Annotated in this window: 14 protein-coding genes and 4 pseudogenes; 15 read left to right on the top strand and 3 right to left on the bottom strand. The window is 42.9% G+C overall.

Annotated elements, in window-relative coordinates; all coding sequences use genetic code 11:
* Positions 1-279 precede the first annotated feature (279 nt).
* From AC0L66_RS24670 to yqfB, 6 genes and pseudogenes are all read left to right on the top strand, one after another.
* Positions 280-984 carry a response regulator gene (locus tag AC0L66_RS24670; protein ID WP_265674031.1) on the top strand — a complete coding sequence of 235 codons (705 nt, stop codon included), beginning with the start codon at positions 280-282 and terminating at the stop codon, positions 982-984.
* A gap of 13 nt (positions 985-997) precedes the next feature.
* A complete protein-coding gene (locus AC0L66_RS24665; protein ID WP_265674030.1) occupies positions 998-2410 on the top strand; it encodes an ATP-binding protein in 1413 nt (470 codons plus the stop codon).
* 177 nt (positions 2411-2587) lie between these two features.
* A complete protein-coding gene (locus AC0L66_RS24660) occupies positions 2588-3730 on the top strand; it encodes an exonuclease SbcCD subunit D (protein WP_428751565.1) in 1143 nt (380 codons plus the stop codon).
* Positions 3731-3735: 5 nt separating this feature from the next.
* Positions 3736-4405, top strand: a pseudogene (locus AC0L66_RS24655) (AAA family ATPase); the annotation flags it as partial.
* Between the two features lie 1803 nt (positions 4406-6208).
* Positions 6209-6781 (top strand): annotated as a pseudogene (locus AC0L66_RS24650) (SbcC/MukB-like Walker B domain-containing protein); the annotation flags it as partial.
* A 68-nt stretch (positions 6782-6849) separates the two neighbouring features.
* Complete coding sequence (gene yqfB, locus AC0L66_RS24645; RefSeq protein ID WP_265674067.1) at positions 6850-7146, top strand: N(4)-acetylcytidine aminohydrolase; 297 nt, start codon at positions 6850-6852, stop codon at positions 7144-7146.
* A 140-nt stretch (positions 7147-7286) separates the two neighbouring features.
* Here the strand turns inward: yqfB and AC0L66_RS24640 are convergent, their stop codons facing one another.
* Positions 7287-7670 (bottom strand): OmpA family protein, encoded by a 384-nt coding sequence (locus AC0L66_RS24640; RefSeq protein WP_473569839.1) that lies wholly within the window; start codon positions 7668-7670, stop codon positions 7287-7289.
* Positions 7603-8304 carry an outer membrane beta-barrel protein gene (locus AC0L66_RS24635; protein WP_473569837.1) on the bottom strand — a complete coding sequence of 234 codons (702 nt, stop codon included), beginning with the start codon at positions 8302-8304 and terminating at the stop codon, positions 7603-7605. Before AC0L66_RS24635 ends, AC0L66_RS24640 begins: the two co-directional genes overlap by 68 nt.
* Positions 8305-8833: 529 nt before the next feature.
* Here AC0L66_RS24635 and AC0L66_RS24630 point away from each other — a divergent pair.
* The 4 genes and pseudogenes from AC0L66_RS24630 (at position 8834) to AC0L66_RS24615 (ending at position 13233) form a co-directional block, all read left to right on the top strand.
* The gene (locus tag AC0L66_RS24630) at positions 8834-9742 is read left to right on the top strand and encodes a DUF6279 family lipoprotein (protein WP_473569835.1); all 909 of its coding nucleotides are present in this window, start codon (positions 8834-8836) and stop codon (positions 9740-9742) included.
* A gap of 23 nt (positions 9743-9765) precedes the next feature.
* Positions 9766-10005 carry a hypothetical protein gene (locus tag AC0L66_RS24625; RefSeq protein ID WP_428751339.1) on the top strand — a complete coding sequence of 80 codons (240 nt, stop codon included), beginning with the start codon at positions 9766-9768 and terminating at the stop codon, positions 10003-10005.
* Between the two features lie 66 nt (positions 10006-10071).
* On the top strand, positions 10072-11685 hold the full coding sequence (locus AC0L66_RS24620; RefSeq protein WP_473569833.1) for an NAD(P)H-hydrate dehydratase: 1614 nt from the start codon (positions 10072-10074) through the stop codon (positions 11683-11685).
* Positions 11686-12185: 500 nt separating this feature from the next.
* Positions 12186-13233, top strand: a pseudogene (locus AC0L66_RS24615) (GMP reductase).
* Positions 13234-13368: 135 nt separating this feature from the next.
* On the opposite strand, the gene AC0L66_RS24610 reads toward AC0L66_RS24615, so the two are convergent.
* The gene (locus AC0L66_RS24610; protein WP_473569832.1) at positions 13369-14424 is read right to left on the bottom strand and encodes a phage integrase; all 1056 of its coding nucleotides are present in this window, start codon (positions 14422-14424) and stop codon (positions 13369-13371) included.
* 198 nt (positions 14425-14622) lie between these two features.
* On the opposite strand from AC0L66_RS24610, the pseudogene AC0L66_RS24605 reads away from it, so the two are divergent.
* The 5 genes and pseudogenes from AC0L66_RS24605 to AC0L66_RS24585 all read left to right on the top strand — a co-directional run bounded on the left by AC0L66_RS24605 (position 14623) and on the right by AC0L66_RS24585 (position 18979).
* Positions 14623-15746, top strand: a pseudogene (locus AC0L66_RS24605) (DNA cytosine methyltransferase).
* A 445-nt stretch (positions 15747-16191) separates the two neighbouring features.
* Complete coding sequence (locus AC0L66_RS24600; RefSeq protein WP_473569830.1) at positions 16192-16887, top strand: hypothetical protein; 696 nt, start codon at positions 16192-16194, stop codon at positions 16885-16887.
* Positions 16817-17830: a GmrSD restriction endonuclease domain-containing protein gene (locus AC0L66_RS24595; RefSeq protein ID WP_473569828.1), complete on the top strand. Its 1014-nt coding sequence runs from the start codon at positions 16817-16819 to the stop codon at positions 17828-17830. The genes AC0L66_RS24600 and AC0L66_RS24595 overlap by 71 nt, the downstream gene beginning before the upstream one ends.
* Before the next feature lies 1 nt (position 17831).
* Positions 17832-18446, top strand: a complete 615-nt coding sequence (locus AC0L66_RS24590; protein ID WP_473569827.1) for an AAA family ATPase — start codon at positions 17832-17834, stop codon at positions 18444-18446.
* 35 nt (positions 18447-18481) lie between these two features.
* A complete protein-coding gene (locus AC0L66_RS24585) occupies positions 18482-18979 on the top strand; it encodes an AAA family ATPase (protein ID WP_473569825.1) in 498 nt (165 codons plus the stop codon).
* The last annotated feature ends 5 nt before the right edge of the window (positions 18980-18984 follow it).

Raw genomic sequence — 18984 nt, 5'->3', positions numbered from 1 at the left:
TGCTTTTTTGTATGGGTTTGTCATGATTTTGGTGACGATGTATTACATTAAATGGAGGGAGACAACGTATTCATATGGCGATTTATGAGAAAGTGGCGAAAAATCGATTGAAGCGGTATTAAACTTTCTATGAGTGTGGTAGTAAATGCTGAGGATGCCCTAGTAAATTCACAAATATGTCTTATTTTGATGCTGATGTCATACAATGTAGGTGTGATTGAGTAAATATGTAAAACTCTGTATGGTAGCGGCAGATTGTATAGATGTGATGGATGGGTGATGGAAAGTCAAAAGCTGCTAATCGTTGAAGATGATGTCAAATTAAATCAGATGCTCGCGGAATACTTTGAAACTCAAGGTTTTCGAGTTCAAACGGTGTTAGACGGCGCAAAAGCCGAAAAAGCTATTCATGAGTTTGAACCCGATCTTATCGTATTAGATTTAATGCTTCCCGGGCAAGATGGCCTGTCGATTTGTCGCTCTGTACGAGATAATTATTTCGGAAAAATCCTCATGCTAACCGCGAGCGATGACGATTTTGACCATGTGGCCGCACTAGAAACGGGTGCAAACGACTTTGTCACTAAACCCGTTAAACCTCGCGTCTTGCTTGCGAGAATCCGCAACTTGTTACGTAAATCAGCCGATGAACAGGTCGTTAAGACGGGACATTCACTGAAGTACGGACAGTTGGTCATCAGTCAATTAAGCCGTAACTGCAAATATCAAAACATTGATGTATCTCTTACTGATAGTGAATTTGACCTATTGTGGTTATTGGCATCGTCGCCTGGCGAAACCTTGTCGCGTGACTTCCTAACTAAAAAGCTACGTGGAATCGATTATGACGGTATCGACCGTACAATAGACAACCGCATTGTGACGTTACGAAAAAAACTGTTTGATGACGCGACCAATCCGAAGGGGATCATCACAGTACGAGGAAAAGGTTACTTGTTTGTTTCTGACGGCTGGCTAGGCTAGGGTCAATCAGAGTATGTGGCGAATATTTGTAGAATCTCTCATTGGGCTCATTTTACTATTTGGGGCGAGTATTGTCGGTTATGAGTATTTAATATACGGAAAATCCGACCCTGACCTCGTAGATGCAAACCTGAGAGTTGAAGCGTTTAGAGACATAATGAATCATGTCGCGGTGAATGAAAGTGATGAACGCGCGACAGATTTATTGCAAATGTTCGCAACCAAAACCCACCGATTACTCGATACCATGCCGGAGTCTGAACTTCCCGATGAGATCGCGCAATACTTCATTGAGCAGCCTAATACCCCTTTTTTACTCGATGACGATGACCAGCTCTGGCTCAAGTTTGATACCAATAGCGATTACATTAAAATGTATGACGACCCTGAGTCGGAATTGCTGCAGGCGATAGAATTCGGTAATCAAGTGGTTTGGCTGTTTTTCCTTGCCAGTTTTGTCGCCTTTAGTTCCGGTTTTATTTGGTTTCTTAGCCGACGTTTGCGAGTGCTGGAAAAAACCGCCGTTGAGTTTGCAAGTGGTAATTTTGATGCTCGAGCATCAGAAAGGCACTGGATCAAGTTGGGGAAACTCAACCGAAAATTCAATAAAATGGCCGATGAAATCGCTAATCTAATGGTCAACAACAAGGCGCTGACCAATGCAGTAGCACATGAATTAAGAACGCCTATTTTTCGCATTCAATGGCAAAGTGAAGTGTTACTTGATCAAGTTGCCTCACCGGAACATAAAAAACAGTTGCAGAGTATTATTGAAGATACAGAGGACATGGAAACGCTTGTCGATGAATTACTTTACTATGCTCGGGTAGAAAGGCCTGACGCCGTTGTTCATTTGGAGAATATCGATGTAGCAGCGTGGTTGCAAGAGTATGAAGACAAATGGAAAAAAGATGTAGGCGTCGATTTTTCAATCTATGTTGATCCTTCTCTCAATATCGATAGTGCCCTGAGTTGCAGTGGTGCTACCACCTCAGCTAAAGACTCAAGTGATAACAATTCACTCTTGAATCGCTTGGATAATCCTGTTGGTCATCCTGATAATTATGTTCCTCATATGTCGAATGTCGATCCGTTTCTTCTGTGCAGAATGGTCGTTAACTTATTGAGTAATGCGAAACGTTATGCCAATGAGAAGATTGTTATTAAGGTACAAAGTAACGAAGAACACTTAGTGATTCAGGTTCATGATGATGGGTGCGGGGTTCCAAAAGAACACTGGGCATCCTTGTTTGAACCGTTCTATCGGGTCGATAAAGCCCGTGATCGTACATCGGGTGGCTATGGATTGGGGTTAGCAATCGTGAAACACATAATGCTTCGACACAATGGAAAAGTGAGCGTGTGTGATAGCGAGTTAGGTGGTGCCTGTTTTTGTCTCATCTTCCCACACAAACCTGCGGAATAAAGCCGATATCTCACCATTTGTTTTCCTTTTTATACGTGGATGTCGGTATCGGTTACTAAGTCCACGTTTCTCTCGCCATCAGCAAATTCTTTCATCCGAAATCTATCGCTGCCAAGTGTTCATTAACGTTATATACTAGCCAAGCTAACGTATTAACAAGGTAACGAATTGAACCGTATGAAATTTATCCATACCTCAGACTGGCATTTAGGCAGGCAGTTTCACAACGTATCATTATTAGACGATCAGCGCGCCGTACTGCAGCAAATCGAGCACTATTTAACAGATCATAACGTCGATGCGCTCGTTATTGCTGGCGATATCTATGATCGTTCAGTCCCTCCGACTAGTGCGATTGAGGTGTTAGATGATTTCTTAACCAAGGTCATTCAAGACATTGGGGTTCCCGTCATTATGATTTCAGGAAATCATGACGGTGCGAAGCGACTGGGATTTGGTGCCCGCCAGCTAGACCGTTCAGGACTTCATATCATCAGCAGCCTTGAACAGATGACCACGCCAATCGTAATCTCGTCAACGGATAAACCAGACGTCTACTTTTACGGTATGCCTTATAGCGACCCCGAGCATGTCCGTCATTTTTATAATGTGACGGTCAGTAATCATGATGATGCTCATCGCATCATGGCGCAGCAGCTCAGCGAAGTCATGGACTCATCAAAGCAGAATGTTCTCATTAGCCATTGTTTTATTGATGGCGCAGAACCCTCAGAATCAGAAAGAACCCTGTCGATAGGCGGTGCTGACCGTGTAAGTTTTAGTCATTTTAGCCATTTTAACTATGTTGCATTGGGGCATTTGCATCAGGCGCAAAAGCGCGGTGCTGAGCATATTCGCTACTCAGGTTCTATCATGAAGTACTCCTTTTCAGAGCAGTACCACAATAAGAGCATGACATTGGTTGAGCTTGATGGTGATGGCAACGTTACGACGAGCATGATCCCACTGACCGCGCCTCATAATATGCGTATTTTGGAAGGAACCTTGTCTGAGTTACTCGAGGCAGGGCAACATGATGAGCATAACGAGGATTACTTGTTAGTACGTTTAATGGATAAGCACGCCATCTTAGACCCGATGGCGAAATTGAGGGAGGTATACCCGAATGTGTTGCACCTTGAAAAGCCGGGGATGTTGGTGGGGGTGGATAGAGAAATGACACAGGCGAGACTGGCACATTCTGAACTCGACATGTTCAAAGACTTTTTTCATGACGTTCAAGGGGAAGTCTTAACGGTTGAGCAAGAATCAATGGTCGCTGATATCGTTGGCGCGTTGTCCAAAGGTAATAAGGAGTAGTCACGTTGAAACCTATTAAATTAACCCTCTCCGCATTTGGACCCTTTGCTAAGACTGAAGTGATCGATTTCTCACTGCTGGGCACATCACCGTTGTTTTTGATTAATGGGCCAACAGGTGCGGGGAAAAGCTCGATCTTAGATGCAATATGCTACGCACTCTATGGCGAAACCACAGGCAGTGAGCGAACTGGCGATCAAATGCGCTGTGATTACGCGGAAGCGACATTATTGACGTCTGTGGTGTTCGAGTTTGAGCTATCAGGACACGTTTATTGTATTGAGCGTAGCCCTGATCAAGAAGTGCCTAAACAGCGAGGCGAGGGAACGACAAAACGCACACATTCAGCGGTGCTAACAAAGCTCACCGATCAAAGCCTGATTGCTAACAAGCCTAAGCAGGTGGCGACGGCGATTCACGAGTTAGTTGGCTTGGATGTTAAACAGTTTCGTCAAGTGATGGTGCTGCCACAAGGTAAGTTTAGAGAGTTGCTGACGGCAAGTTCGAAAGAGCGGGAACTGATTTTTGGTCAACTATTTCAGACGCATATATACAGCAATATCGAGCGAACACTTTTCGATAAAGCGGCAAGTATTCGTAAAGCTAAGGACGAGTTCGACAATCAAATTAAAGGCGCGCTAGAAGTCGCAGGGTTGGAGTCTGAGCAGCAGTTACTTGATCAAGAGCAGGCGCAACTTCCACAGCTTAACGAGCTTAAAGCGCAATTGACTAGGCGTCGAAGCACAATTGGCTGACAAGCGAAAGCAGTGTGATTTGGCCACAACGCAAGAACGTAAGTTCAAAGAGCGCGACGACGTTCAACTTGCTATTCATGAGCATGAACAGAATAAAACGGCTGATGTGCTCAACCGAAAACAGGTCGCGGCGTATCATTCCGCAACAAAATTGCGCGCGGTGTTTGAACAAAGAAGTAAGCTTGCCAAAGACAGCAACGAACTGGAGCAGCGTTTAGACGTTGGAGCCAAGAAAATTGCACAGGCTAATGAGTTGAGTGTCCTAGCTAAGAAGGCGCTGGAAGAGAGCCAGCAAAAGCACCTGCTGAGTAAGGTTCTAGATGAAGAGTTGTATCAGCTCAAAGGTTATATGGTTAATGTTCAACAACTTGAACAGCAGCGTATCGAGCAAGATAGAACAACAAAAGCGCTGGCGATATTAACCGATGACGTTAACGTAGGTAAATTGCAGTCGCAAACCTTACTTAATGGCTATGAGCAAGCTAAAGAGCATCAGATACTATCTGAAAAATCGTTAGCGACATTAAACGAAAAGCGTTTATCCCTAGACGCGTTACAAAGTAAGCAGCAATCAATCGGGCAGCTTAATCAGTTAGTTCAACAAGTATCTCAGATGACTCCCAAACATCACGCGATACAAGCTCAGATCACAGAAGTAACTGCCGAACACAAAAAGGCGGAACAGCAACGTATTCGGGCAGAAATAGATTGGCATTCAGGTCAAGCCTATCTACTGTCAAAGACGCTGGAAAGCGGCAAGCCGTGTCCGGTATGTGGTAGTGAAACACACCCAAACCAAGCGGAGCCTAACGGTAATGAAGTGACCGCTGATATGGTTGACGGCTATCGTCAGAAAGAGCAAGCGCGTAAGAACCAGCTGGATGCATTGGTCATTGAATGTAATCGTATTGAGAGTGAGCTGTCTCAACTGCAGCAGCGTCAACAGGATATGATCGTGCGGTTTGCTATTGATTTGTCGACGGTAGATGCGGTGAGTCAGCAATTGGCACACGACATCAGCACGTTAGAATCTGACATCGTACAATTAAGTCAGATAAACCTCGATGCTATCAGTGATCAGGTCGCGACAGCACATAAACGCTATACAGAGACACAAGCACAAGTTGAGCAAAAACTTCAGCAATTAGAACAGCTAACAACCACACTCGGTGGGCTAAAAGCGGTGACGGAAAAATTGGAGTCACAAAATGCCTCTCCCTATAAAACCTTAGCTGAACTTACGGGTAGGCAGCAGACAGTGGAGACTGAACGACGCCAATTGGATGCCATGCTGGAGGCCGCTCGCGCTAAAGCCACGGAAACGACAGATTTACTGACACGTTATACGGCGCATTTTGATACGCTAACAACACAAAGTACCCAGCTGCAACAAGAGTGCAAGGTGAGTGAAGCACAATGGCAAGCGAGTTTACAAGGCAGCGAATTTGAGCATGAGCAGGCATTTTTGGACGCTTTAGTGACAGAGCCTGTTTTGGATCAGTTAGAGAGCGACATTCGCGCCTACGAGCGGCGAACGACTCAACTAACCGAGCGGTTAACATTGCTTTCAGATGAGCTTCAAGGTAACCAACGACTTGATATTATGGTCTTTAGCGACGCAGTAAAACAGGCGGAGGCAGGCTATCAACTGACACTGCAGCAAGTCCAAAGCGCTCAGTCTCAGCTCGATAATATATTGAAAGTAAAACGTATTTTAACAACCTTGCACGCACAGAACGATGCACTTGAGCAAGAGTATAAAGTGGTTGGGACACTTAGTGACGTCGCCAACGGTCGCACTGGCAGTAAAGTGAGTTTACACCGCTTTGTGCTAGGGGTATTGCTGGATGATGTTCTTATACAAGCCTCACAACGTCTAAGGCTAATGAGTAAAGGTCGTTACGACTTGAAGCGCAAAGAAGTACGCAGTAAAGGTAATGCAGGCTCGGGGCTAGATTTGATCGTTGAAGATGCGTATACAGGTAAGTGGCGTGACGTCGCAACGCTATCGGGTGGTGAGTCCTTCATGGCAGCGTTATCACTGGCATTAGGATTATCAGATGTTGTGCAATCATACAGTGGTGGCATACGCTTAGATACGTTATTTATTGATGAAGGCTTTGGTAGCTTAGATCCTGAATCCTTAGACTTAGCGATTCAAACATTGATCGAGCTACAGCAGTCTGGGCGTACCATTGGTATTATTTCGCATGTTTCCGAGTTAAAGGAACAAATGCCGCTTCGCCTAGATGTCCACGCATCAAGGGTGGGTAGCACGGTGAGTTTAGTTAATTAGAACGACGAATTTCGTTGATTAAGATCCGTAACCGGATCCATTGAGTAGGTAAAGCTATGTTAACAGCAATGACATTTTTTGAGCGCTTTGAAACGGATATCTTAGCGGGTACCAAAACCATCACAATTAGAGATGCGTCTGAAAAAGACTATCAGATTGGCGCAGTTGTTCCTGTCTCGACTTTTGAGGATGGACGTGAATTTTGCCGCCTCAAAGTACTTTCCGTTGATGCGATTGACTTTAATGACATTAATGATCTTCACGCGGAGCAAGAAAATATGACACTACCGCAACTAAAAAACGTGATTGCCGAGATTTACCCCGGAGAAACACAGTTATTTGTCATCCAATTTGAGCTAGCTTAGTTTGCTCTAAGTCCTGCCTAGAACTAAAAATGCCAGTCTGATACGAGACTGGCATTTTATTAAGTGACGCTAACTCGACGAATGCAATTAGCGCAGGGAAAGTAGTTGCGCTTCATTCACTCGACATGACTTTTCAGTTTTTATTCGCTACGCATCTCTTCGACGGTATATTCAAACTCCGGAACGGTAATTTCTACCCGTCTGTTTTGAGCACGACCTTCTTTAGTGGCGTTGTCAGCAATTGGATTGGCTTCGCCCATCCCACTTACTGTCATTCGAGAGCGTTCAATCCCTTGAGATTCTAAGTAAGCGGCAATGGATTCTGCACGCTCTTCAGAAATTCTTTGGTTTAGCGCTTCTGGGCCTGAAGAGTCAGTGTAGCCGACGATTTCGACAGTCGATTCTGGGTGCTCTGTCATGAGAGCAACCAAGGGATCAAAGTCGGATTGTCGAGACTCATCGAGGGAAGTACTGTTTAGTGCAAAGTTTTCTTGGCCTGAAGCCTGTTCGAATGTTTTTGTCATGACAACAGCAACCGCCGCGGTTTCTGTTGGCGCTAGGTTCAACTTGCGTTGTTGCCGCTGCAGCAGCCGTTGCCGCTGCGGCCGCCGCAGCGTTACCAAATGAATACGAGATACCTAGCCAAAGAGTGTCTACATCGGTGTTAAACCAGTCATCTTTAGCATCGTTGATGCGTTGATATTCAAATCGACCAGACCACGCCGTTGCAAAATCATATTCTACTCCGACGCCACCCATTAGAGCCGTTGCTTTCCGATCACCATAGATGGTGTAAGCGGCACCGATTTTACCAAAGACTGACCAATCATCGGTAAATGGGTAAGAAAATTTAGGGGCTAGGGTAATCGCGCTCAAGCTCGCGTCTTGCGTATAGCTCAGGCTGTTTGCGTTAAACGAAGTTTTGTAACTGCCCAGCCAGTCATAGGCAAACTCTAAGGCAATATAGTCATTCCAATCGTATCCGGCGAAGTAACCAGCGCTAAATCCGCTATCGGTACACTCAGCTCCAGAGACATTACATGCATCGGAAAGCTGCGAGCCCCCCAAACGTCCACCTAAGTAAAATCCTTCGTCAGCCGTAACCTGAGGAACGGTCATGGCGCTCATAATTGCTGCCGCTACCACTGTCTTTCTCATAACAACGTCCTTAATTGTTCAATCTATTTTATTGATTACAAATACCAAATTAAAAATAGTGTAGGACTGGTCTTTGCGCAAAGTTATTTAACTTAGTTTCATATGGTGGTTTCGGTAGCGTGGTTGTATTCAATTATTGGCAATTTAGACAATTAGAATCCGGTAATGATTTCAACGCAAAGGCTAACAATAGATGAGGAGTGAATCTAACGGAGTAGGCGGTGTAGTAGTGATGACGTTATATACTCAAAGGCCTTTAATTACGGAGATTTACACTGTGAATCTAGAGTTATCTAAGCGGGATTCTTTAAGGTAAAGGTGAGAGTGAAATGGTGTCGTTTTGCAAGGTATGATGCGTACGGTTGTACCGTTCTATCTGAATAAGTACTAAGAGAATGATGACCAACGCAATAACGGGTTTTACTGACTGATTATGGTTTTTTTCATCTATTATTAACTATGAGACACGAAAGTGGAGCCTAGAAAAGTGCAGTACAGGGTAGTCAACGTGTAGGTAGGAAAGTTGCTGATGAAGAGAAAGGACATAAAACGAAGCATTGCAATAGGATGGCTGTTGTTGGCAATGGTTGGATGTGGCACCAAGTTTATCTATAGCAACTTAGATTGGATAGTCATTGAGTACATCGATGACTACGTATCGTTAAGCCGTGGCCAAGAGGAAATTTTAAGCGATAGGATTGAATGGCTAAGTCGCTGGCACAGAAAAGAAGAGTTGCCGATATACCTTCGTCAACTCGATACGATTCGTGAACAAGACCCCAGCAAAGCTGATGCGAGCTTTGTCGCCGAGCAAATGACTGAACTTCGCGCCCATGGAAAGCGATTAGTTGAACAGATGACGCCAGATTTATATGCCTTAACGCAACAACTGAGTGATGAGCAAGTGGATGAGCTACTCACTAATTTGGCAGAGAAAGATGAGACGTTACTGGAAAAATACCAAGGTTTAGATGAACAAGCGATTAGGGCTATTTATCAAGAACGAATAGAAAGCAGTTTTGAGCGTTGGTATGGGGAATTAACTGACGATCATCGAAATTTAGCGTACCGCTGGTCCCAAGAGATGATGATTACTGTCATAGACTGGCAAATGCACCGTGAAAACATGCAGAGGTACGTCAATCAACTTCTCCGTCGCCGTAACGACATTGCTTATTATCAACCCGAGTTTCAACGCTTTATGAATGATCCGGAGAGTTACTACACTGATACGTTAATGGATAAGATAATGAAGAACAGAGTTATCGCCGCGGATTATATTGCTCAGTCTTTGAATACGCTATCTAACAAGCAGCAGCAACATTTGGCTAAAGAAATTGATGAATGGCGAGACATTGCTACCGATCTTATGGCGGGAGTGGCGTTAGACTATAGTCCTACAGCTTTGATGGTTGGTTCCGCTTACAATCGAGGTTGAAATAAGTACGAGGAGCAGGACAAATGGAAACCAGTCTATTTTTAGCGGAAAAAGGATTACTCATCGTCGGTATATTGTTCATCTTAGCTGGGATGGTGCAATACGGGCGCAGAAGTCACGACTGGAAAGGCGTCGTGACCATGTTTTACAAACGTGTACCAATGAATGTGTCTGAATATAAGCGCTATCGCCTCGGAGTTGCGCTTGTGATCGCTGCCATTGTAATACGGTTTGCATTTCACATTTTTTGGCCACAATTCTAATTTAGTGGTGAGTCATTAGCTTAGAGCGCGTGGATACGTTACCAGGTGTCGAGAGGATAGAGTGCAATGCCCAAATCCACTGCAAAGCCAAAGTATATCAGGGCACTTCCCAATAAGGTTTACAGTGCTGAATCTGTGAAGTTTGGTGAAAAGCAGGCTGCTTCGCATGCAGGAATAGAGCTGTATACTTTGATGCAAAGAGCTGGTGGAGCTGCTTTCGAATTACTTAAAGACCGTTACCCAAGGCTGACTCACATTTTAGTATGTTGCGGGAAAGGTAATAATGGTGGGGATGGATATATTGTCGCCGCTAACGCGCTGCAAGAAAATATTACAGTCACGTTATGGCATGTTGGTGATCCTAACTCATTAACCGGTGATGCTCAGCGAGCTAAACTCATGTTTCTTCAGTTGGGCGGAGATATTCATGCGCCGGGAAACCAAATCCCCGATGATGTGGATGTTATTATTGACGCGCTACTAGGGACTGGGTTAACGGGGCCACCTCGTCCTTACTATTCCCACCTTATCGACCGTATTAATCAATCGTCAGCGCCAGTGATTGCTATAGATATTCCTTCAGGCGTGAATGCCAATACTGGCTATGTTGATCACAATGCGATTGAAGCCACACATACCATTACCTTTATCGGCATTAAATCGGGATTGGTGACGGGTAGCGCACGGCAGTATGTCGGTGAATTATTTTTTTCCGGACTACAGGCCAATCACTACTTTGACAACGTGACTCAAGCGGCTGGGCAGTTGACCAGTCGTCAGTGGTTATCGTATTTAAGATCGAGACGCAAAGATGCTCATAAGGGCAGCAATGGTAAAGTCGTAGTGATTGGTGGTGATAAGGGGATGAGTGGCGCGGCATTTTTAGCGTCTGCGTCCGCATTAAGAACCGGGGCTGGCCTTGTTGCAACGGTGTCTCACGCAGATAGTGTAAACGCAATAAGGTCGTTACTACCAGAGGCGATGGTTATCGAAGCAACGGTTATAGAAGCAATGGCTACAGAAGCAACGTTTATAGAATCAATTGCTACAAAAGCAATACTAAGTGACGCTGTCACCGAACGTTTGTCATGGGCGAGTGTGGCTTGTATTGGCGTAGGCCTAGGAAGAAACGACTGGAGTAAGACACTTTTTGAACAGACCGAGTCCTTTTTTAGTGACAGACATGTTCCAAGAGTTTTAGATGCTGACGCTCTGTACTGGCTGTCTAGCCAAAACCATCATGGCAAGTTCGATGGTGTGGGTTCATCACGAATACTGACTCCTCACCCAGGAGAGGCTGCAACGTTATTGGGCGTCTCAACCGACACGATAGAAAAAGACCGTTATAAAGCAAGTCGTCAACTTGTTGAACGATACGGTGGTGTTGTTGTGTTAAAAGGAGCGGGTACGCTAATCACTAATGGTGAAATTACGGTTATCTGCCACGCAGGTAATCCAGGAATGGCGACGGGAGGGATGGGAGATGTTCTGTCGGGCACTATAGCGGGTTTACTTGCTCAAGGCTATGCCACATTCGATGCGGCCGTTTTGGGCACATTGATCCACAGCTTAGCAGGTGATGACAGTGCGAACGAATGTGGAAGTATTGGCATGATGGCCAGTGATCTACTGCCGTATTTGCGTAAAACGGTGAATACCGCCCATTCTTTAACGAGTTAATGTTGTAAATAAATATGTTGTTTTGTGTTTTTTCACGGAAACGGTCATCAAAAATTGGTGTGCTGTGTATTTATTAAACAGCAAATAAGCCAATTGGTGCGGCTAGGAAGTGAGCTAATCGTTTGCTTGCTGATTTTTTGAACAGGGTGAGGTCGTTTGTAGCGACAGTGCCAAATGGGCGGTATTTGGATTATTGTGTTTTAAATGAGTAAGTTACTGCTTGTTCGGGGCGAGGTTTATTCGGGACGTAATGAGCAGATTTGCAGATGTTCGAAATGGTATCACAAAAAAAATAAAAATGCAGTCTTGTAAGAAAAATATCCCGACCTATAATGCTGAAAACCGGAGCGTCTGCCAACGCTCCGGTTTTTTTGTGTCCGAAGAAAGGTAAATCGTCTGCCAACGAGTTATCAACGCACTATGCTTAGATGTCATTTTTGACAGTTAGACAAGATAGATGCCCACTGGAACATGTACTACTAAATTAAGGAATTTACACAATGCGTATCGAACAAGAACTTAAGTTAGGCTTTAAAGATGTACTGTTTCGCCCTAAGCGTTCAACTCTTAAAAGTCGTTCTCAAGTAAATTTAACCCGCGAGTTTACATTCAAGCACAGCGGTCGTCAATGGTCTGGTACACCAGTAATTGCAGCGAACATGGATTCTGTTGGTAGCTTCGAAATGGCAACTGAGCTCGCGAAGCATGGCGTAATGACGGCAATGCACAAGCACTACACAGTAGAGCAGTGGGCTGAATTCGTAAAAGGTGCGGATAAAGAGACGTTGAACAAAGTGTTCGTTTCTACAGGTACTTCTGACAGAGAGTTCGAAAAAACGAAAGAAATCTTGGCATTGAGCGAAGACCTAGAATTCATCTGTATCGATATTGCTAACGGCTACTCTGAGCACCTCGTTGACTACGTTCAACGTGTACGCGCTGAATTCCCAACGAAAACAATTTCTGCGGGTAACGTAGTAACAGGCGACATGTGTGAAGAGCTTATTCTAGCAGGCGCAGACATTGTTAAAGTGGGCATTGGCCCTGGTTCTGTTTGTACGACTCGTGTTAAAACTGGTGTAGGTTACCCTCAGCTTTCTGCAATCATCGAGTGTGCAGACGCAGCACACGGCCTTGGCGGCATGATCATCGGTGATGGCGGTTGTGCTTGTGCTAGGTGATGTTGCAAAAGCATTTGGCGGCGGCGCAGATTTCGTGATGCTTGGCGGAATGCTAGCAGGCCACGAACAGTCTGGTGGTGAGCTTATCGAGAAAGACGGTAAGACGTTCATGAAGTTCTACGGCATGTCTTCAGAAAGCGCAATGGCGAAGCACTCAGGTGGTGTTGCTAAATACCGTGCAGCAGAAGGCAAAACGGTTCTTCTTCCTTACCGTGGTGACGTGAACGATACGATTTCAGACATCCTTGGTGGTGTACGTTCAACTTGTACATACGTAGGCGCAGCAAAGCTTAAAGAGCTAACGAAGCGTACCACGTTCATCCGTGTACAAGAGCAAGAGAACAACGTTTACGGCAAAGACGCATAAGTTAACGCTAAGCAAAATTTGTTGAATAAGGGCCGCTTTTTAGCGGCTCTTTTTTTGCCTGAAAAATGGCGTTTGTCTCAAAAGTGTCTACACAGACTCAAAGTGAACGGACGAAGAAATACAGATAGTGCATTTTTATTCGGCATTGTGAATAGTTGAAATAGTCGTGATGGGGTGCTTTGTAATCGCTTCAACTAGATGATCTGGGGCAAAGTGTGCGTATCTCATTGTCATTTTAATATCGGCGTGGCCAAGAATACCTCTTAACACCAGAATGTTTCCACCGTTCATCATGAAATGGCTAGCGAAAGAGTGGCGTAATACATGGGACGCTTGGCCGCTTGGCAAATCTAAACCTAATTTATGCTTTAAGATGTAGCAGAAGGGCGTATAGCACTCTTCAAATAGTTTTCCTGATGTCGGTTTAACTATTTCATCGTAAAGGTCGTTAGAGATAGGTACAGCGCGGTTTTTCTTATTTTTGGTATTGGTAAATATGACTTTATGTTGGCTTAATTGCGCTCCAGTGAGTTGAGCAGCCTCATTCCAGCGAGCACCAGTGGACAGACACAGTTTTACTATTTTAAGCATGTCTCCGCGTTTATGAGTCCCAACAAGTTTAAGCAGCTCTATTATTTGCTCGTTCGTTAGGTAAGACATCGCTCTTTCTTGAAGTTTGAACGGCTTAATAGATTGAAGAGGGTTACTTTCAGTCCATTCTCCGAGCTCTTTGAGCTTTTCGAATACAGCTTTAAATCGTGCTAACTCAGAGTTGAGAGTAGAAACGCTAACGGTTTTTCTATTCCATTTATCATCAACAAAGATGATGTCACCTACCATACGTTGGCGCCTAAAGTCCGCATAGATGCGAGCATTAAATGTGGCAGCCACTGGGTTATTCATGGCGTTCACCATATGGTTAAACTTCTGAAAGATAACGGCGCCATTAGAAAGGTTGATGCCATACATGGTATACCAAATATCAATCAGTTCAGATAAACGCCGATGATCGGAAGATTTATCGAGCCAAGGCTTTTCAATATTGCCGTTAGACATTCTGTAGTTTTCAAAAGCCGTCGCTTCCCCTTTGGTGGCAAACTGTTTGCGGACGCGCTTACCACTTCGGCCATTTGGATAGCAATCACATAACCAAGGTTTAGCGGAACCGTCTTTTAAGTTGCGAATCGACATAATTTCAAACCATAACTGTATATAAAAACAGTATAACCGTGTTAATATGTACTTCAATGTTTTATATCGCTACTAAGAAACAGTAGCGAAACTCGACTATCTAAAGTAAAATCGTATGTTAGCGATTGCCGTGATGATGTATTATGGCTGGCTTGCTAACGATTATCGATAGAATCAACAATTAAGAAAGGCTCTCATTTGTCTGCTCAAAAACAACCAATCATCTTTTCATTCTTTTCTGGTAGTGGATTTTTAGATCTAGGCTTCGAACGCTCTGGTTTTGATGTTCGTTTCATCAACGAGTTCCACAAACCATTTTTAGAAGCATATCAGTACTCAAGAAAGGTGATGAAGCTACCAGAGCCAAAATATGGCCATTTCTTAGGTAGTATTGAAGATTTCGTGACGGGTGAACGCGCACAAGAACTTACCGCACATGTTGAAGACGCTAAAGCAGATTCACTTGTTGGCTTTATTGGTGGCCCACCATGCCCGGACTTTTCTGTAGCTGGGAAAAACAAGGGTTCAGAAGGTGAGAACGGCAAGTTAAGCCGCGTTTATATCGATGCAATTATTAAAAACAAACCAGATTTCTTTTTATTTGAAAATGTAAAAGGGCTTTGGCGAACAGCTAAGCACAGAGCTTTTTATGATGAGATGAAACAACGTTTAGAGAACGAAGGCTACATCCTTACAGATCGTTTAACTAACTGTATTGAATATGGGGTTCCTCAAGATAGAGACCGTATTCTGCTTTTTGGTATCCATAAATCACGTGCTTAGGTGAGTTGAAATCAGAGCAATTAGAAACTCAGTTTAACTGGGAGAAGAGGGCTAAGTTCAATAGAGATGAAGTTCTAGATAAAAATATTTGGCCAGGTCATGAAGCTTATGGGCAGGACTCAAAGAAAGAGCGACCAGAAAATCTAGCTAAGTATGAAGAATTAACAGTAGAGCATTGGTTTGAAAAGAACGATGTTTATAATCACCCTAACTCAGCGCATCATTTTCAGCCGAAGTCTATGCAGCGCTTCCAAACTATTCTGGAAGGGGATGATAGTAAAAAATCGTTCAAGCGATTACATAGATGGCGTTACTCCCCAACAGCTGCTTATGGTAACAATGAAGTTCACCTTCACCCATATAAAGATAGACGCTTAAGTGCTGCGGAATCTTTAGCTATTCAATCCTTACCAAAGGAGTTTTGCTTCCCGCCTACAATGACATTGTCAAACATGTTCAAAACAATTGGTAACGGGGTTCCATACCTTGCGGCGGAAGGTTTAGCGAAAACCATAAATACTTACCTTAAATCACTATAAGGAAGAGGAGCTATTAGCTCCTTTTTTTATACGTTTCACAACGTTATGAATCATTCTGGTACATTAAGATTTAGTCGTGATAAACTTAGCGCAAGTAATTGCTATCCAAACTAGGTTTACTTATGCACTTCAATGACGTCCTCAAAGATATTGAGCAACTAGTAGGTAAAAAGCTTCAATCAATAAATCCGACAACGGATCCCATCTATATAACTAAATTTGATAAGAAGCAGGAAAAATATTTCGTATCTTCATCTCCTAACGAGTTGGGGAGTCCCCGATTTTTTTGGGAGTTAGAAGCTATTTTTTTGGATCTTCAATACAAGGGATTTAGTAATGTTGACCAAGCCCTATATGGTAGTGGTAGTAGTAGAAATCAGCCAGAAACTGTTTTTGCAAATTTACCATATATTCAACATTTCAAGTACAAAAAAAGAAGCACATATTGTTGTGTAAGCATCCAACACATGAAACCGGAACGTTGTTAGAGGTCTCTGGAGCAGAGTATAGAAGTCTGCGTAAAAAAATTGATAACTACTTTGAACTGACGAACTTGGATTTGCTTCAGGAACAAAAAGATCTGCTTGAGCTTCTAACAAACTCTCTAGATTCTGTTATGAGTAAATATCCCGGTGAAATATCTATTCAAGATACCGAAAAAGCTCTTGATATGTTGAGCGACCTTTCAGAGAGAATTTCAGATGCTACTGTATTGAGCCTTCCTGAAGTAAGCAAAAGAATAACTAACGATAAGAAGCTTTTAGAAGAAGAGCAAAATGAAGTCACTTTATCTTTTGACCAAATGTTAGACGCCCCTGCTGTTACTGGTATTGATGAAGGGAGCTATGGGGAGAATAAAGAGTCAGAGAAGGCAGATAGCCAAGATGGTAAGAAGAAAAAAACAGACTCACCTAGAATCCGACAACTTACCCCCGTTCTTTCATTGATTTACGATAGAATTCAATTTGATGATATAGAGTTACAACCTGATTTTCAGCGAAAAGATAGGATTTGGTCAGATGGAAGAAAAGCAAAGCTTATAGAATCAATCCTAATGGATCTCCCCCTACGTGATATTTTATTTTGCTGTAAAGCCGAATGGTACTTGGGTTGTTGTGGATGGGTTGCAGCGAATTACTAGCGTCTATGACTATATGCGTGGGGTGTTCCCTCTCCGTAACCTTGAGTTTTTGGGTGAAGAGTATGACGACGTTTATTTTAGGGACCTCGATAGAACTGAACAGAGGAAAATTAGAGAATACGCGATAACAGCATATCTGATCGATATGGATGAAGATGACTCGACCATTTTAGTTGAGTTATTCCATAGGATAAATACTTATGGGGTTAAGTTAAGTCCACAGGAAATTCGTTCAGCGATGAATCAAGGTACTAGTGTTAAGTTTCTCCGATATCTTTCAGCCACAAAAGAATTCAAAGTATCTACTCATAACAAAGTTAAGTCAGATCGCCAAAGGGATATGGAGCTTTGCTTGTCTGCAATCTCATTTATTTTGTTTGGATATCAGCAGTTTGGTTCCAAAGGCAAAGAGACCTACGATAACTTTTTGTCTAGTGCTATGAAAGTACTTAATAAGATGAAGCTAAATTTTGATGATGATACTAGCCTAGATAAAGGCAAGTCCAGCGTCATTGAAGGTACAAGCTCGGAATATATTGAACTTTCGCGTAGGTTTACGCAGGGAGTGAATTTAGCTTATCAAGTATTTGGAGAAGCAACCTTTAGAAAAGAGATAGATAGTAAGTCCTCACCAATTAGTAAGCAATTATTTGAACTTATTGTGACTTATTTTTCAGCATTAACCGAAAGTCAAATGAAAATTGTAATAGAAAACGCTAGTGATTTAGTTGATTCGTTATATACGGCTATAAAATCAGATGATAAGGGATTAACTGATTGGACATCTGAAATATATGAGGATGCAAATAGAGGGTTTAATTATTCCTTGTCTACTTCTACAGGTAAGAAAGTGACAGTTTTATATCGATTTGAGGCATTTGAAAAGATACTAAATCAGACCCTTAATATTAAAGTAGAAATAAAACCAATAGAAGGGATTTAGTATGATAAATAACGTCAGTTTAAAGAATTTTAAGAGTTATAAAGAAGAAAGATTTAAGCTTTCAATGTTAAGCGTATTTTGTGGTAATAACTCAGTTGGTAAAAGTACTGCGATTCAAGCTATTTCCATTCCTCTTCAGTCAAACTTTTCTGAAACTGCCTCACTCAATGGGGGATTGACGGAGGTGGGCTTTATCAATGATATTCACCATAAAAAACCTAAAGGGGAAGACTTAAAAATAGAACTAACCATTGGAGATGATGTTTATTCTTGGGGGTATGAAGATTATTCGGAACATCTTAAGTTATCAAACAATGAAATTAATAGCTTAGACAAAGATCGTAGAGTAAACAGCGAAGACTTAGGCGAGATTTTAGATAATTTTCAGTATTTGCAAGCAGAGCGCTATGGCCCGCGGGATAACTATGACCTAGCAAAATCTAGCATGTACCACTCCAAATGGCTTGGTTCTAAGGGAGAGTTTACCGCTGAGTTTCTGTCTAATGTTGAGAACTTCCAACGATTCTTTGTTGGTGGGCAATTCGTTGCTGACGGTGGCGAATTGGACCATCGATTGCACAGCTCAAAAAAAATCAAGGGCTGCATGACCATATAAATGCTTGGATGAGTGAGATAAGTCCGGGTATTGAAGTGTCTAATAAAGTGTTTAAAGAGGCCTCAGTTGCAGTTAGTGCATATAGTCAGAATTCATTTAATTCTCTGAAACCTCATAATGTTGGCTTCGGTGTGAGTTATGTCTTGGGTATAGTAACAGCGTTATTGCTAACTAAGCCGGGTGGACTGGTCATCATAGAAAACCCAGAAGCTCACTTACACCCTAGAGGGCAAAGCTATCTTGGTAGGCTCATTGCGTTGACCGCCCTTGCAGGTGTTCAGGTGATTGTAGAGACACACAGCGATCATTTGTTAAATGGAATCCGTGTTATAACAAGATTAAACGAACACTTCGACCCTAAGTTATTTACCTTGTATTACATCTCCCAAGGAGATCAGCAAAGTAACGTTGAGAAAATAACGATTACTAAAGATGGTAAATTATCGAATTGGCCAGAAGGTTTTTTTGATCAACAAGCTCAAGATATGTTCATGATTATGACTGGTAAATCCAAGCTTCCTGGTCAGGAATAGTAGTT

It is taken from the genome of Vibrio sp. GJ43-1 (genome assembly GCF_055808835.1).
This window is presented reverse-complemented; position numbering and strand designations above follow the sequence as displayed.

Bases quoted from the DNA above. Each gene is read 5' to 3' on its own strand.
- AC0L66_RS24670 (WP_265674031.1), top strand. From the start codon at position 280: ATGGAAAGTCAAAAGCTGCTAATCGTTGAAGATGATGTCAAATTAAAT.
- AC0L66_RS24665 (WP_265674030.1), top strand. From the start codon at position 998: ATGTGGCGAATATTTGTAGAATCTCTCATTGGGCTCATTTTACTATTT.
- AC0L66_RS24660 (WP_428751565.1), top strand. From the start codon at position 2,588: ATGAAATTTATCCATACCTCAGACTGGCATTTAGGCAGGCAGTTTCAC.
- yqfB (WP_265674067.1), top strand. From the start codon at position 6,850: ATGACATTTTTTGAGCGCTTTGAAACGGATATCTTAGCGGGTACCAAA.
- AC0L66_RS24640 (WP_473569839.1), bottom strand. From the start codon at position 7,670: ATGACAAAAACATTCGAACAGGCTTCAGGCCAAGAAAACTTTGCACTA.
- AC0L66_RS24635 (WP_473569837.1), bottom strand. From the start codon at position 8,304: ATGAGAAAGACAGTGGTAGCGGCAGCAATTATGAGCGCCATGACCGTT.
- AC0L66_RS24630 (WP_473569835.1), top strand. From the start codon at position 8,834: ATGAAGAGAAAGGACATAAAACGAAGCATTGCAATAGGATGGCTGTTG.
- AC0L66_RS24625 (WP_428751339.1), top strand. From the start codon at position 9,766: ATGGAAACCAGTCTATTTTTAGCGGAAAAAGGATTACTCATCGTCGGT.
- AC0L66_RS24620 (WP_473569833.1), top strand. From the start codon at position 10,072: ATGCCCAAATCCACTGCAAAGCCAAAGTATATCAGGGCACTTCCCAAT.
- AC0L66_RS24610 (WP_473569832.1), bottom strand. From the start codon at position 14,424: ATGTCGATTCGCAACTTAAAAGACGGTTCCGCTAAACCTTGGTTATGT.
- AC0L66_RS24590 (WP_473569827.1), top strand. From the start codon at position 17,832: ATGATAAATAACGTCAGTTTAAAGAATTTTAAGAGTTATAAAGAAGAA.